This window comes from Pseudomonadota bacterium, assembly GCA_039193195.1.
GTDB lineage: Bacteria > Pseudomonadota > Gammaproteobacteria > Steroidobacterales > JBCBZW01 > JBCBZW01.
In genome coordinates, this window is sequence record JBCCWS010000015.1 from 47,533 (window position 1) to 62,169 (window position 14,637).

Genomic DNA, 14,637 nt, shown 5'->3' on the forward strand with positions numbered 1-14,637 from the left:
AGTACGCGTTATGGCAGGCACCTTGTGAACAAAGGTGGCGGCGGCAGACGGAACCGGACGGCGAGTCGCACTCGCTTCGGCTCCGCCTGCCCCGCGCAACCGGCACGGTGGATGCGCGGTGAAGGCAGGCAACCGCAACCTGCCCGCACCGCTCGCCCGCCTCTGAAGCCGGCACCAGCCCCACCCCGGTCACGTGGCGTAAGCCGATCAGAACGCGAAGATCACCGATTGAGGCAGCTCGGTGACTAGTGTTCCCTAGGCGCCGCCCCGGGCCGGCGAACGCATACTCTCTAAGGGTGCAAGCACGGACGAGGGCGCGGGAAAGCCCCCCGGCTCTACCGTCGTATTAGGCGTTGCGAAGGCCCTCGCGAACGCCACCATGGTGACCGAGAAGACGAGCAGGGCAAGCAGACTCACCAGACGCCGCAAAATGGGGTAGTTTGACATCATCGCCTCCGTTGCTCGCCAAGCCGTACGCTCTTGAGTTACCGAGCTAGATCGGAGCAAGAGCTGTGCCTGATCAACGTAGGCGGTTGATGGTTCAGCACTTCCGGAGTGAGTTAGAGAACTATGATCAAGTCAGGTGAGAAGCGGCCGTAAGGTAGGCCGACATCAAGCGTGTTGATAGGTAAAACGTCACGGGTAGGGGGTGGACATATCCCGCTCCTCGCAAAGCGGGATATGTCGTGACTTCAGTACCCTAGGGCAGCCGAACGCTAGCGTTGCTCACTCCGCACACGCACTACCACCTGCACGCTGGCCGCGGACGTACCCTCGGGCAGCTCTGGCAGCTCACGGATCTCGATGGCTTCCGGCGCAATGTCCGTGAGCTCGCCCGTGTCCACGTTGTAGAAGTGATGATGCGGATCGGTGGTGGAGTCGTAGTACGTCCGCGTGGGGTCCACGGTGACCTCCCTCACGAGCCCGCGTTGGGCAAAGAGGTTAAGGGTGTTGTAGACGGTGGCCTTCGACACCCGTGCCCCGCTAGCGCGCAGGGTGGTGAGCAGTCCGTCGGCACTCATGTGGCAAGGCTTGTCGAGCAGCACGACGCCAACGTCCAGGCGCTGGCTGGTGGGAGTGACGCCATGGGCCTCGAGCTTGCGCTTGATACGATCTCTTACGGCGGCGCTATCCATTTGTGTTAACTCTCTGTTTTTGGTGAGCTATTGATGGATCCAAACCCAGTCCATTGGGGACTTAGGAGTATAAGTTGTCAGGATTCTAGGTGCCAAACTTTTAGACACGTCCTCGGCGCGAGGCAGCCTTGGCGAGCGGCGTAACACGGAAAAATTGCTTGCGCGCCATCTACTTCGACGGCGATCGACGGCCACACTAAGGGACGTCACACGCGGCAGGTCGGTCGCGGTTCGGGTCGCAGGGCCTTGCAACAGAGCGAGCGGGCAGCCGATCAACACGGTCGCATATCGTACTGCGCGCGCCGGTTTCGTGCCGATTCGGCACCGATAATCCCCCTTAGGCTGAGCTCCCTAGAACCACGCGGGAGTGCAGGCCATGCCGCCAGTGCATCGCGGCGTCACGCTGCTCGACCTGCTCATGACCTTGAGCATTGGCGCCCTACTACTGACCATCGCCGCGCCCAGCTTCCGGCACACCATCGCGGGCGGCGAGAGAACGGCGGCGGTGAACGACCTCCTGAGTGCCCTACAGCTGGCGCGGCGCTTTGCCCTGAGCCGGGCTCAGCCGGTTGTCCTGTGTCAGGCCTCTGCGGATGGCGACTGTGCGCGGGGCGGTGGAGAGACGTGGGCCCAGGGCTTACTCGCTTTCGTCAACGAAGATGGCGATGACCCGCCACGCCGAGATCCCGATGAGCCCGTCATCTATCGCAGCGCCCTGCCCGGCGCAGTGCAGGTGACCGCCAACCGGGAGGCGTTCGTGATGCGCCCCTACGGCAAGCGCTCGACCAACGGCACGTTCACGGTCTGCGACCGACGCGGCGCTCCTTTCGCAAGGGCGATCATCGTGTCCTGGACCGGTCGCCCGCGGGTCGCCTCGACCCGTGCCGACGGCGAGGCGCTGACGTGCTCTTCGTCATAACGTGTGCGTGTTTACTCCGCTCAGAACAGGCGCTTAGCCGCTCGTCGGTGCTGACGATTAGGGGTCGAAACGACGTGCGTATACTCATCAAATGGTTCCACGTCACGAAAACGGCGTCACGCTCGTCGAGCTGCTCGTCACTATCGCCGCCTTGGTCATTCTGGCGAGCCTCGCGGTGCCCAGCTTCAACGCCGTGCTGCAGAACAATGGGCTCACGGCCAGCGTCAACTCGTTGATTACCGATTTCACCTTAGCGCGCGCGGAAGCGCTCAAGCGTAACTCGCCGGTGACGATCTGCCGCTCGAACAACGCCAACGCTGACGCACCAAGCTGCGGCACCGGCGACCGGTGGGACGAAGGCTGGGTTGTGTTTATCGACGAAAACGGCGACGGGGCGATCGACGGGGGCGAGGAGGTGCTTGCCCGCGAGGGCAGCCTGCCCGCCCGTGGCGTGCAGGTTACGGTGCTCGCGTCCGACGCACCCCTGGATGATGCGCTCACCTACCTGCCGAGTGGATTCCCCGACTTTGATGCCGCCGTGGATGGGGGGCGCGACATGCTGTTCTGCGATCAGCGCGCCAGCGATGCGTTCGCCCGGGTGATCAACGTATCCCAGACCGGGCGTACGCAGGTGCGCGCCCGAACTGACTTAGGCGAGGACGCGCTGACCTGCGAGCCCCCAGAAGAAGAATAGTTGCTTATGATTCCACAAACCGTCCGCCATCGTGCGCTGCCCGTGCCGCACCAGCAGGGCTTTTCGCTCATCGAAGTGCTCGTGGCCCTGCTCGTGATGTCCGTGGGCCTGCTCACGGTTGCAGCCCTTCAGGTGTTTAGCCTGCAGGTGGAAGCCCAAGCGCTGAACGGCACGCGTGCCACCCTGCTCGCCGCTGACATCGTCGATCGGATCCGCGCCAACCCGGCCGGTGCGCCCGACTACGAACTTGGCCTCGGCGCTGGTGCGCCACCTACGGAGGAGGTCTGCGCGGACACCCCCACTGCGGATGTTACCGCGCCATGCAATGCGCAAACGCTGGCAGCCTACGACCTGTGGGCCTGGCGACAGGCAATGACGGCCGGTAATCCGCTGTCGGTGCCGCAAGGGGACGGGTCGATCGAGTACCTCCCCGGCACCCCCGACGCCCACCGGATTACCGTGCAGTGGCGGGAAAACAACGAAACCAAGACCTATACCATTACGGTGGGGCAGTAGCCATGGTGGTGCGCTTCGCGTCCTCCGCACCACGGCGAGCACTAGGCCAACGCGGCGTGAGCCTGGTGGAGCTACTCGTCTCCAGCGCCATCGGGATCTTTCTCACTGGCGGCGCCCTGCTCGTATACATCGAATCGCGCGACGCCATCCAGGTCAGCGCCTCGATTGCGCGCCTGCTCGAGAACGGGCGCTTCGCGTTCACCCTGATGGAACCTGACCTGCGCGCCGCGAACTACTGGGGATTGCACGACTTCCCCGCCGTCATTGAAGGCCGCGCGACCGACACCGCTCCACTCGGCGTCGCCATTGCGGGGGATTGCAACGCGAATTTCTCTCTGGACGTGGAGACTCCCCTCGCGGGGGCCAACGCCGCGCGACCCGGGGACTGGGATTGCATGACCGATGATCAACACCGCGCGGGCAGTGACATCATCATCGTGCGACACGTCTCAGAGGAATCGGTCGCCACGGCAGACCTCGAAGCTGGGCAACTCTACGTACGCTCGGACGAGTCACCGCGCGGGGCCCTGTTCGTTGGTGCCGAACCCGCAGGCTTCAGCCCCTTCGCGGAAAATCACGCCATGGTCTCTAACGTCTACTACGTGCGCCCGTGGAGCTTCGCCGCCGACGACGGCTTGCCTTCCCTGCGTCGCAAGATACTGCGCGAGGTGGGCGGCGCGATGATCCTCGACGATGAGGAGGTGATTCCCGGCGTCGAAGACCTGCAGATCCAGTTCGGCGTGGACATGAACGATGACCAGGCCGCTGACGCCTACGTCGATTCAGACAACAACGCGATCCTGGACGCCCCGGGCACCGACGTGGTGTCTCTGCGCGTCTGGCTACTGATGCGAGCCGAGAACCCGGAGATGGGCTACAGCGATACGCGTAGCTTCACGCTGGGGGATGTGGTGCGGACCGCCGGCTCGGAGGAGTTTCCGGGCAACTTCCGGCGTGTCTTGTTATCGCGCACGATCGCTGTACGCAATCCCTGAAACAACAATACCAAGTACTCGGAGAGTCGGATGAGCAAAGCGCCTTCTGTTTTCCTTAACCCGATCACCTTGCGTCGCCAGCGCGGGGCCGCACTGATCATCGGCCTCGTCCTGCTTGCGGTGCTTACCCTGCTCGGCATCACGGGCGTCGTCACCTCCAGTAACGATCTGCGAATGATGGGCAGCGCGCGCGAGGCGCTGAATGCCTTCGAGGCCACCGAGTCGGCCCTCGCTGCCGCAATCAGCTCCAACGAGGCTATCGAGCTCGAGGACACCACGGCCCCCGGCGATGAAGTGCGCGACCCCGTCACCTTCGACCTGTGGCAGGATGGCGTCGTCACCTCGACCGCCACCACCACCTTCACCGGATTCTCCGACGCCGTGCCTATCGGTTGGGAACAGGGCGCCAGCGTCACCGTTCACTTCCAGGTCGACAGCGCGACCGTCACTTCCCAACGCGGAGCTAACGCCGACAATACGGCGGGCTTCTACATCGTCGCCCCCGTGCCCTAGCAGCGACCTGACTACCTGAAGGACCACTCCCATGAACCGAACGAATCGTATCGCTCGATGGCCCGCAGCGATCTGGATGGCGCTGGCGCTAGGCGCAAGCACATGCGCGCACGCGCTCTACCCGAACGAGATGGTGATTCGCGAGCACGCCGCGGAAAGCCCCTACCTGGATCTGTCGCTCACCTCAACGACCACCGGAACGATCCGCGCGCGTCGATGCGACCAGTGCCCGGAGCTGACCCTGCGGGTCGACGGCAGCACGGTTGCCAGCCAGGGCGGTCGGCGCCTAACGCTGGCCCAGGCCGAGTTAAACCGAGACCGAGGCGCTACGGTGTTCTACGACCCGAAGTCACTCATCGTCACCCGCATCCTGCTGCGCCAGTGAGCGGTTACCACCAGAGGGAAGCTGGAGGGATTCATCATGGGTAATCGCATAAACGCTAGCCTGGCGCGCACCTACCGCCGATCTTCGGCATGGACCACCGGATTGATCGCCTGCGGGGTGACGCTGCTCGCGGGCACCGCCGCGGCGGACGACACGGAGATCTTCGTCCAGGCCATCCCCCCGGCCGACCCGAACGTGCTCATGATCCTGGATACGTCGGGCAGCATGGGCAGCGAGCTGGTGGTCAGCGAAGACTACGACCCCGGCACGATCTACGAGGGGGAGTGCATCCTGGACCGCCTGTACTATGTGCGCCAGGACAGCAACATCCAGCTGCCCGAGTGCACAGGCTTCAGCCTGCAGTACACGCTGGTCACGTCGTTCTTCTGCGACGCGGCGAACGAAGCCCTTCTCAGCGCAGGTTTCTACACGGATCGCTTCGCCCAGTGGGATAGGAACGATAAGCAGTGGGAGAAGATCGCCGTCGCCGAATTCGGCGAGCCGCCCGGTGAATTGCGACCAATCGAATGCGAAACTGACAGCGGCGAGCACGGCGATGGCCTCGATCTGCTGCGTGTTTACGCTGTCGCCGCGCTCGACGATGAGGTTGACGACGACGAGGAAGGTGAAGACGAAGACGATGACCTCGGTGACGAAAACGACGACAGCCCCTGGACAGCGGATGAGAACAACGAACTCGATTGGAACGGCGAAGACATCTACACGATGTACAGCGCCAACTACATCAACTGGCTGAACGGCGATCGCGGTGAACGCGTCAGCACCCGCATGGAGGTGCTCAAGGACGTCGGCCAGGACCTGATCGCCAGCGTTGGCGGGGTCAATGTTGGCCTCATGCGCTTCTCTTCCAACTCGTCCGGCGGCATGGTCGTGCACCCGGTCACCAGCGTGAATGACCCGGCCAACCGCACCGCCCTGCTCGACGCCATCGAAGAGCTCCAGCCCGGCGGTGATACGCCGCTAGCGGAAACGCTGTTCGAAGCGCAGCGCTACCTGACCGGCGGTCCCGTCTTGTTCGGGATCGACTCCCTTGGAAACGGCGGCGCGCCGCTACCTTCCGTGCCGGGCTCGCGCGATGGCGACATCTACCGCAGCCCCCTGACGGAGCTTTGCCAGGCCAACTACGTGGTGCTACTAACCGACGGGCTGCCGGTGGAAGACCAGGAGGCAGACGAGGCGATCGCAGGCCTAAACGGGGCTGAGTGCAGCGGCAGCTGCCTCGATGAGCTGTCGATTTGGCTGTCCGAGAATGATCTAGCCGATTCCTTCGAGGAAGTCGAAGGGGAAGAGGAGGTCAGCAACAACGCCCTCACTTACACCATCGGCTTTTTCACGGACGACCCGCTGCTGCTCGATGCGGCCACTGCCACGCGACCGGACGGCCTGGGTCGGGGCTACTACACCGCCAACGACACGCTGGAGCTCTCCGACGCCCTGAGCGAGGTGTTCACGGACATCGATGCGGACAACGACTCCTTCCAGTCGCCTGCGGTCGCCGTGGACGGCTTCAACCGCCTGGTGAACAGCGATGACCTGTTCTTCACCATGTTCGTGCCCAGCGCCAAACCGCACTGGGCCGGCAACATCAAGAAGTATCGGCTAGCTGAGGTGGCAGGCGTCGAGGGAGCGGATGCCACGATGGAGATCGTCGATGCGGACGGGCGCATGGCGATCGACGAGGGAGGTAAGTTCTTCGGCGACGCGCGCAGCTTCTGGAGCAGCGAGGCGGACGGCGCTGACGTCTCCAAGGGCGGTATACGCAACCGCATGGGAACGGCGCGCACGATCTTCACCGACACGGGCTTCGCCGGCGCCAACGTCGACCTTTGGCTGCCGGAGAATCGCTTCGAGGTAGCCAACGACCTCCTTACCGCCGCTATGCTCAACGTGGAGGTGGACCAGCGCGAAGCAGCCATCCAAGTGTTGAGCGGCCTCGACAGCGAAGGCAATGCCGCGCCTATCTTTGGCGATCCTTTGCACAGCAATCCAACGCTGGTGACCTTCGCCAACAGTGTCGGTGAGACCAGCCTAAAGATGTTCGTCGCCACCAACGATGGCTACTTCCACGCCATCAACGTGCAGCCTTCCAACGACTCACAAGTGCTGGAGGATTGGTCGTTCATCCCGTCGGATTTGCTCGGCAAGCTGTACGGCCTGATCGACAACGAGGTGCTCAATCCCTCGCGCAAGGGCTACGGCCTGGACGGTCCGCTGAGCTTCTGGATCCAGAACGACGACGGCGATCGCGTGGTAGAGCCTGGGGAGACCCTCTACGTGTACTTTTCCATGCGCCGCGGCGGGCGCAACTACTTCGCCCTGCGCATCCCCGGCGACAACCCCGATCAGCCCACACTGGCCTGGACCCTCCGCGGCGGCACGGGCAACTTCGCCGAGCTCGGCCAGAGCTGGTCCGCGGCCACCGTCGCCGACATGACGGTCGGCGGCGAGCGCCGCACGGTGCTGGTCATGGGCGGTGGCTACGACCCGCTGACGCAAGATCCCGTTGGACCGCCCAAGGCCGACGATATGGGTCGGGCAGTGTTCATCATTGATGCCCTCACCGGCGAGCGCCTGTGGTGGGCCGGCCCCACGGAGGCCGCAGGTGGCCCCCCGAACTTGGTCATCGACGGCATGATCAACAGCATTCCGTCGGACGTCGCCGTGGTGGACACGGGCGGCGATGGCCTTGCTGATCGCCTCTATGTGGGTGACATGGGTGGACACGTCTGGCGCTTCGACATCACCGACCTACCCACCGGTGATGACCCCGGTGGGACCAGCGGCACACTCTTCGCCGATCTCGGCAGCGATGCCGATGCGGGCAACCGTCGTTTCTACTACGCGCCGAGCATATCGCGCGTACTGGACGAGGTGTATGGCTCCTTCCTAACGGTTGCCTTGGGTACAGGTCACCGCGCGAGCCCGCTCAGCAGCTCTGTGGACGATCGCTTCTATATGCTTCGGGACGGCAACGTTTTCGCACCGCCAGTAGACGAGGACGGCATCACGGTGCTGTACCCAGACCCGATCATCGAGGGTGGACTGCTCGACATCACGGAGAACGTCGCACCCACGGCAGAGCAGTTGAATGGCACTAAGGGCTGGCTCTTGCGCCTGAGCACTAGCGGCGAGAAGAACTTGTCGGCGGCCCTAACCGCCGATGGCAAGATCTTCTTCTCCAGCTACCTGCCCAACAATGACTTCGAACCCGCCTGCAACTTCGCCGGCGTGCTGGGCGAGGGCCGCCTGTATACGGCCGATCTGGTTAGCGGAGCGCCCGTCCTCCTGGACGACGGCATCGAGGATGGCAACATCACGCCGGAGGATCGTTTCCAACAGCTGGATGCGGGCGGCATCCCACCGACGCCACGCTTGATCTTCACCGAGTGCGACGGCCCCTGCCTATCCGAAGACCCGGAAGACGAAGAGGATGAGGGCGATGAGGATGAAGAGAACGTGGGCATCAGCGGCACAGGCTGCGAGAACCCCTTCAGCCAGGTGACCTTGGTCATTGGCGTCGAGGTGGGTGACCCCGGCATCTGCAACGCCCCCGTGCGTACCTTCTGGCGCCAGAACAAGTGATGGTCGAGCCATCGCTCGCGCCTCAGCGCGTAGGAAGCTCAATGACTGCAGCGAGCTGGTCCTCGCCGCGGTCCGCGGTTGGCTTCACCCTCACGGAGCTGTTGATCGTGGTGGCGATCATTACGATCATCGCTGCCTTCGCCCTGCCCAACTACGGCAAGCAGATGGAACGGGCTCGGCGCACGGACGCCCAGGACGCCCTTCTGCAGCTCGCCGCGGAGCAGGAGAAGTTCTTCATCGACAACAATACCTACACAGGTAACCTGACGACGCTTGGGTATCCGTCCGGTGTCTCGTCGAATGGGTACTACACGCTCGGCGCATCGATTGACGATGGGCCCGACACCTATACGATTACGGCGATTCCCATCGCCGGTGGCGCCCAGGCAAATGACACTCCGTGCGGATTCTTTAGCTACGATCATACGGGCCGCCGCTTCGCTGCTGACGGCGATGGCGAAGGTGCCAACGACACCACCGATCAGTGCTGGCGATAGCCACAACCGGCAACAGTGTTGTCTCCTAATTGAGCTTATCGGTAAACCGAGAAGCGGATCACATCCGGTCATAAGGTGCCAACTGTGATCCGTGCACGGGGCGCCGTGCCGTTCATCACGCGTTCACTCCCACTCATCTAAGCTCCCTTCTCGGCACCGTTGAGGGTGCCAGCATCTGCTCCGCTTACTTAGCCATTACGCGGAGTGCTTCACGATGCAACAGCGGGTTCAGCGTCAGCGCGGCCTATCCCTGGTCGAGGTTCTGGTCACCCTAGTGGTGATCTCCATCGGCATGCTCGGCATCGCGGCCTTGTATGTGGAGAGCCTGCGCGTGGGCTACACGGCCCTGAGTCGTACCAGAGCGGTCTCTCTAGCCGCCGACATGGCGGACCGCATCCGCAGCAATCCCGCGGGAGAAGCCACCTACGCAGCGGGCAACAACGTCGCAGGCTCCAACGCGCCCTTCGCATGCGCAGAGACTGCCGGCGTTGCGGCCATCGCGTGCGACCCAGACGAGTTGGCCGAATTCGACATCTGGCAGTGGAAGACCCTGATCGGTAACTCCAGCGAGGACTCCGCCATCCAGCTCGGGTTGCCGGGCGGCATCGGCACGATCGACTACGACGACACCACCTTCCCCAGCACCTTCGTCATCACCGTGAGCTGGACCGAGCGCGACGAGGCACAGTCCTACACGCTCGCCCTGGCCATTTGAGGGGACCCATCATGGCACACATACCTAAGGGAAACGCCAACATGATGGCGAGAGGCGTCAGCGGCTTGAGCTTGGTGGAGGTGATGGTGGCCCTGTTCATCGGCACCTTCCTGATCACCGGCGCCCTGAGCATCTACGCCAACGGCTACGGCACGATTCAGGTAACCGCACGGGTCGCGCGGATGCAGGAGAGCGCGCGTTATGCAATGGAGCTCCTCGAGCCGGACATTCGGGCGGCGGGCTACTGGGGCGCGACCACGGACACGGAGTCCATCGCCGAACGTGCCACGCCCGCTGACCCGGTGAACATCGCCATCGACAACGACTGCGAGAACAACTGGGCAGTCCATCTGGAGCGCCCGATCGAAGGCGCCGACGGCGCCAACCCCTACAACGCCACCTGCCTGGCGGGATCGAACCGCTACGTTGCAGGCTCGGACATGCTGATCGTGCGCCACGTGGCTGATACGGCGACGGCGACCGCCGATCTGCAGGCAGGCACGCTCTACATGCGCGCAGACGAGAATCGCGGCGAGCTATTCGTGGGCACCACGGAGCCCGCCGGCTACGCCCCGTCCGCCGGTAACTTCGCGCTCATCGCCCACGCCTACTACGTCTCACCCACCTCGGACTTCGATGCGGGACTGCCCTCCCTACGTCGCTTGACGCTCGAGAACGGTCCCAACCCGACCGTGGCCGATGAGGAGCTGCTCGCCGGGGCGGAGGATCTGCAGGTGCAGTACGGCATCGACACGGACGCGGACGGCTCGGTGAATAGCTACGTCGATGCTGATCCGGCTCTCGACTACTCCCAGGTGATGTCCGTTCGTGTCTGGCTACGCATGCGTACGGATCAGGACGAGGACGGCTTCATCGACAACGCCACCTACACCTACGCCGACGTCAGCTTCACGCCTTCCACCACCGCTGATCCTGACGACGATCGGCTGCGCCGCATACTGACCAGCAAGACCGTCGCCCTACGCAACCGCGTGGTGGAGCTCAATGGCGGTGCGCTCTAGCGCGCTTATTACCCACCAACACGAGGATTCACCGATGCACCAGCGTCAACTCGCCATCCATCGCCGCCCTAGCGCGCGGCCCGCACGGCTCGCAGCGCCCCAGCGAGGTGCAGCGCTAGTGGTGGGCCTAGTACTTTTGTTGGTCATGACCCTGCTCGGCGTCACGGGCATCAGCAGCAACACCCTGGACTTGGTGATGGCCGGCAACACGCAGCACTCGCAGGATGCCTTCGAGGCCGCCGAATCGGCGATCCAGGCTGAGGTTCTGCGTGGCCCCCTCGAGGACATCGCCGTCCCGCGAACGACCGAGGACTACCAGTTCGCGGCTGGGGTCACCGCCGATACCACCACCACCTACAACAGCACCCAGCTGCCGCCCCCCGGCTACTCGCTCACTGAGTACCGCTCGGATCACTACCAGATCGACAGCCTTGGCGAGTCTGCTCGCGGGGCCCGCTCCAACCACCTGCAAGGCTTCTACGTCGTGGTGCCCTCGGGCCTCGGCGAGGACTAGCGCCCACCACCCGGGCAAGGAGTGACTATCGTGCACCATCGTGATCTTCGATCCTGGCGCCGCCTGCTTTGCGCTGGCGCCACCGTCGCCGCCACCTTCGCGGCTGGATTAGCGCAAGCGGACGACGCCGAGCTCTACCAAACCGCAGCCAACGAGTTCGGTCCCGACTACTATGCCAACGTGCTGTTCGTCATCGACACCTCAGGGTCGATGAACTCGGACGTGGACGGGCGCTCGCGCCTGGACATCGTAAAGGAGGTGGTGACCCGCTTTCTGAACGAGCTGGATTACGTGAACGTGGGCCTGATGCGCTTCGACTCCGGCTACATGACCGGCGAACTGCTGCCCGATGACTTCAACGAAGGCGGCGGCATGGTCCTGCACGCCATCGAGGACATCGCCACGGCACGCGACGACATCCTCGCCCAGGTGGCAGCACTTACCGCCACGGGCACCACCCAGCTGTCGGAGACGATGTACGAAGCGGCGTCCTACATGATGGGCTGGGACGTGTACTTCGGCCTCGAAACCTACGCAGGAAACTTCGAAGACCCCCAGCTAGCGGAGAACTACTCGCCGAGTGATCCAGACTCCCACGACGGCACGACGTACATCAGCCCCGCCCGCCAGTGCCAGGAGAACCACATCGTCTACCTCACGGACGGCCAACCCCAGTTCGACTCGGAGATCACCGATGTGGTCCCCACCTGGCCCGGCTTCGAGGGCATCTGCACGGACAACCCGGACTGGAACTGGAGCTTCTACAGTGTCGACGGCGACGGCGACTGCCTCGACGACATCGCCGCCTACCTCTACGAGAACGATCTGTACGGCACGGAAGCGGACGGCCACCAGAACGTCATCACCCACACGATCGGCTTCTTCCAGGATCTTCCCCTACTGGAAGACACGGCGGTGCGCGGCGGCGGTCGCTACTACCTGGCCGACGACGCAGACACGCTTCTGAGCGTGCTAGAGCAGATCTTCGTGGAGGTGAACGACGGCGGTAGCGCCCTCACCTCCCCCGGAGTCTCCGTCAATGCCTTCGATCGCACCACCCACCTCGATCAGCTGTACTACAGCGTGTTCGAAGCCACCGGTACCGCTCGCTGGAAGGGCAACCTCAAGCGCTACCGCCTGGGCGAGAACGCCGGCGGCGATCTGGTGGTGATCGACAAGGACGACATGGAAGCGGTGGATCAGAACACGGGCTTTTTCCGCGAAGAGTCACGCAGCTGGTGGTCCGACGCGCCGGACGGCTTTTCCGTCGAGGCCGGGGGTGTAGGATCCCTGCTGCCCACCGAGCGCAGGGTGCTCACCGAATGGGGCGGCGCGCTGCTGCCGTTTACGACCGCCAACATCGAGGTGTTCGGCGACTACCTCCTGGCCAATCTAGACATGGACCTGCTCAACGGGGAAGCGGGCAGTGACGACGAACGCCTAAGGCAACTGCTGCAGTGGGTAGGCGGCAAGGACATAAAGGACGAAGACGAGGATGGCGACACGCAGGAGCCTCGACTCCAACTCGGCGATCCCATGCACTCCAAGCCCGTGGTAGTGACCTACGCCCGCGGTGAGGACGAACCCCAGGCAGTGGTGTTCGTGGGCTCCAACGAGGGCTTCTTGCACGCCTTCGACGGCCAGACGGGCACTGAGCTCTCCGCCTTTTTGCCCCTGGAGTTGGTGGAGCACGTCGACGACTGGTACGCCGACTACGAAACCACTACGCGCATCTACGGCGTGGACGGCCCGATCGCGGCCTGGGTCCAGGACGGCGGTGACGGAGAGATTGACGCGGGCGCCGGCGACAGCGTCTACCTCTACGTGGGCCTGCGCCGCGGCGGCGAGCATCTCTACGCCATCAACTACACGGACCCCGCGAATCCGCAGCTCATGTGGAAACGCTCACCGTCGGACAGCGGCTTCGCCCAGCTCGGCCAAACCTGGTCGCCGATCACCCGCACCCGGGTCAAGACCGGCACCTTCGGAAGTGAGCTAGACCAGGACGTGCTCGTGTTCGGTGCCGGCTACGATCTACGCCAGGACAACTACTCCACCTACGCGCCGGATTCGGTGGGCAATGCGATCTACATGGTGAACGCTTTCACCGGCGAGCTGGTGTGGTCCGGCAGTGCGGCCAACACGGCAGATACGCTCACTCAGGCTTACTTCGAGGATATGGAATCAGCGATCACCGGTGCAATTCGCGTCGTCGACCTCAACGCCGACGGCTTCGCCGACCGTCTCTACGCGGCAGACCTCGGCGGTCGCGTGTGGCGCCTCGATGTGCACAATCCCTTCGACGAAGGTGACTACTTCCACATCACCGGTGGGGTGCTAGCCTCGCTCGGTGGAGCCGAGGGCGGTGGGGCTAGCGACAATCGTCGCTTCTACTACGCGCCGGACGTGGCCTTGGGGGAGGCCGATGGCCGCGATTTCTTCAACGTCACGATCGCCTCGGGTTACCGCGCCCACCCGAAGTACGACGGCCTGGATGACTACTTCTTCGTCGTGCGCGATTTCTACCCCTTCGACGAGCTCGGCTTGAGCGAAGACCCGGCCGGGGAGTACGTCGACAAGTACGGCTTCACCAAAGCCGACTTCGCCTATATTGGTGAGCTCGAAAACAACCCGGAGAGCCTCGCGAGCGGCTTCTATATGCCCATGGTCACGGCAGCAGGTGAGAAGGTGCTCTCAGAGACCCGCATCTTCCAGAACAAGGCCAGCTTCACCAGCTACCTGCCCGATGACGGCACCACCCAGGCCTGCTTCGCCGCCCTCGGTAACGGACAGCTGTACAGCGTTGACTTGGGCACAGGGGTCGTGGGCGTCGACGAGCTCGACAAGCCCGGTATCCCACCAGAGGTGGTCTACATCTTCACCGAGGATGAGGGGACGGGCTACATACCCCCTACCTGCTTCGGCGACTATTGCGGTGACGAAGGCCCGCCGGAGGGCGACGGCGGCGAGGAAGAGGAACTGGCCGAGGGCCCCGGCGGACGGGACATCGGCTGCGTGGTCGGCCCCGAGAGCTGTGACGCTGCGGGCACCGAACTGCCCGTCAAGACCTTCTGGCGACAGGAAGACACGGACGATGTGGGCGGGGGCAACTAAAGCCTGCGCAAAGC

The 14,637-nt window shown here is 63.7% G+C and carries 14 protein-coding genes; 12 read left to right on the forward strand and 2 right to left on the reverse strand.

Going from position 1 to position 14,637, the window contains the following annotated elements; all coding sequences use genetic code 11:
- Positions 1 to 255 precede the first annotated feature (255 nt).
- Together AAGA68_13675 and AAGA68_13680 are read right to left on the reverse strand one after the other, a co-directional pair.
- Positions 256 to 450 carry a hypothetical protein gene (locus AAGA68_13675; GenBank protein MEM9386109.1) on the reverse strand — a complete coding sequence of 65 codons (195 nt, stop codon included), beginning with the start codon at positions 448 to 450 and terminating at the stop codon, positions 256 to 258.
- A gap of 266 nt (positions 451 to 716) precedes the next feature.
- Entirely contained in the window at positions 717 to 1,136 is a 420-nt protein-coding gene (locus AAGA68_13680; protein ID MEM9386110.1) for a transcriptional repressor, read from the reverse strand.
- Positions 1,137 to 1,512: 376 nt separating this feature from the next.
- On the opposite strand from AAGA68_13680, the gene AAGA68_13685 reads away from it, so the two are divergent.
- From AAGA68_13685 to AAGA68_13740, 12 genes are all read left to right on the forward strand, one after another.
- Positions 1,513 to 2,055, forward strand: a complete 543-nt coding sequence (locus tag AAGA68_13685) for a GspH/FimT family pseudopilin (GenBank protein ID MEM9386111.1) — start codon at positions 1,513 to 1,515, stop codon at positions 2,053 to 2,055.
- Positions 2,056 to 2,146: 91 nt separating this feature from the next.
- A complete protein-coding gene (locus tag AAGA68_13690; protein MEM9386112.1) occupies positions 2,147 to 2,749 on the forward strand; it encodes a GspH/FimT family pseudopilin in 603 nt (200 codons plus the stop codon).
- 6 nt (positions 2,750 to 2,755) lie between these two features.
- The gene (gene pilV / locus AAGA68_13695) at positions 2,756 to 3,265 is read left to right on the forward strand and encodes a type IV pilus modification protein PilV (GenBank protein MEM9386113.1); all 510 of its coding nucleotides are present in this window, start codon (positions 2,756 to 2,758) and stop codon (positions 3,263 to 3,265) included.
- Between the two features lie 2 nt (positions 3,266 to 3,267).
- Positions 3,268 to 4,260 (forward strand): PilW family protein, encoded by a 993-nt coding sequence (locus AAGA68_13700; protein ID MEM9386114.1) that lies wholly within the window; start codon positions 3,268 to 3,270, stop codon positions 4,258 to 4,260.
- A gap of 30 nt (positions 4,261 to 4,290) precedes the next feature.
- Positions 4,291 to 4,773, forward strand: coding sequence for a PilX N-terminal domain-containing pilus assembly protein (locus tag AAGA68_13705; GenBank protein ID MEM9386115.1), 483 nt, complete (start codon positions 4,291 to 4,293; stop codon positions 4,771 to 4,773).
- Between the two features lie 31 nt (positions 4,774 to 4,804).
- Positions 4,805 to 5,158 (forward strand): hypothetical protein, encoded by a 354-nt coding sequence (locus AAGA68_13710; GenBank protein MEM9386116.1) that lies wholly within the window; start codon positions 4,805 to 4,807, stop codon positions 5,156 to 5,158.
- A gap of 36 nt (positions 5,159 to 5,194) precedes the next feature.
- A complete protein-coding gene (locus AAGA68_13715; GenBank protein ID MEM9386117.1) occupies positions 5,195 to 8,761 on the forward strand; it encodes a PilC/PilY family type IV pilus protein in 3,567 nt (1,188 codons plus the stop codon).
- Positions 8,762 to 8,802: 41 nt separating this feature from the next.
- Positions 8,803 to 9,258 (forward strand): type IV pilin protein, encoded by a 456-nt coding sequence (locus AAGA68_13720; protein ID MEM9386118.1) that lies wholly within the window; start codon positions 8,803 to 8,805, stop codon positions 9,256 to 9,258.
- 214 nt (positions 9,259 to 9,472) lie between these two features.
- Positions 9,473 to 9,973: a type IV pilus modification protein PilV gene (pilV, locus tag AAGA68_13725; protein MEM9386119.1), complete on the forward strand. Its 501-nt coding sequence runs from the start codon at positions 9,473 to 9,475 to the stop codon at positions 9,971 to 9,973.
- Between the two features lie 11 nt (positions 9,974 to 9,984).
- A complete protein-coding gene (locus AAGA68_13730) occupies positions 9,985 to 10,995 on the forward strand; it encodes a PilW family protein (protein ID MEM9386120.1) in 1,011 nt (336 codons plus the stop codon).
- 34 nt (positions 10,996 to 11,029) lie between these two features.
- Entirely contained in the window at positions 11,030 to 11,509 is a 480-nt protein-coding gene (locus tag AAGA68_13735; protein ID MEM9386121.1) for a PilX N-terminal domain-containing pilus assembly protein, read from the forward strand.
- Between the two features lie 30 nt (positions 11,510 to 11,539).
- Positions 11,540 to 14,623: a VWA domain-containing protein gene (locus tag AAGA68_13740; protein ID MEM9386122.1), complete on the forward strand. Its 3,084-nt coding sequence runs from the start codon at positions 11,540 to 11,542 to the stop codon at positions 14,621 to 14,623.
- Positions 14,624 to 14,637 lie beyond the last annotated feature (14 nt).

Bases quoted from the DNA above. Each gene is read 5' to 3' on its own strand.
- AAGA68_13730 (MEM9386120.1), top strand. From the start codon at position 9,985: ATGGCACACATACCTAAGGGAAACGCCAACATGATGGCGAGAGGCGTC.
- AAGA68_13715 (MEM9386117.1), top strand. From the start codon at position 5,195: ATGGGTAATCGCATAAACGCTAGCCTGGCGCGCACCTACCGCCGATCT.
- AAGA68_13685 (MEM9386111.1), top strand. From the start codon at position 1,513: ATGCCGCCAGTGCATCGCGGCGTCACGCTGCTCGACCTGCTCATGACC.
- pilV (MEM9386113.1), top strand. From the start codon at position 2,756: ATGATTCCACAAACCGTCCGCCATCGTGCGCTGCCCGTGCCGCACCAG.
- AAGA68_13710 (MEM9386116.1), top strand. From the start codon at position 4,805: ATGAACCGAACGAATCGTATCGCTCGATGGCCCGCAGCGATCTGGATG.
- AAGA68_13700 (MEM9386114.1), top strand. From the start codon at position 3,268: ATGGTGGTGCGCTTCGCGTCCTCCGCACCACGGCGAGCACTAGGCCAA.
- AAGA68_13705 (MEM9386115.1), top strand. From the start codon at position 4,291: ATGAGCAAAGCGCCTTCTGTTTTCCTTAACCCGATCACCTTGCGTCGC.
- AAGA68_13735 (MEM9386121.1), top strand. From the start codon at position 11,030: ATGCACCAGCGTCAACTCGCCATCCATCGCCGCCCTAGCGCGCGGCCC.
- AAGA68_13675 (MEM9386109.1), bottom strand. From the start codon at position 450: ATGATGTCAAACTACCCCATTTTGCGGCGTCTGGTGAGTCTGCTTGCC.
- AAGA68_13690 (MEM9386112.1), top strand. From the start codon at position 2,147: ATGGTTCCACGTCACGAAAACGGCGTCACGCTCGTCGAGCTGCTCGTC.
- pilV (MEM9386119.1), top strand. From the start codon at position 9,473: ATGCAACAGCGGGTTCAGCGTCAGCGCGGCCTATCCCTGGTCGAGGTT.
- AAGA68_13720 (MEM9386118.1), top strand. From the start codon at position 8,803: ATGACTGCAGCGAGCTGGTCCTCGCCGCGGTCCGCGGTTGGCTTCACC.
- AAGA68_13680 (MEM9386110.1), bottom strand. From the start codon at position 1,136: ATGGATAGCGCCGCCGTAAGAGATCGTATCAAGCGCAAGCTCGAGGCC.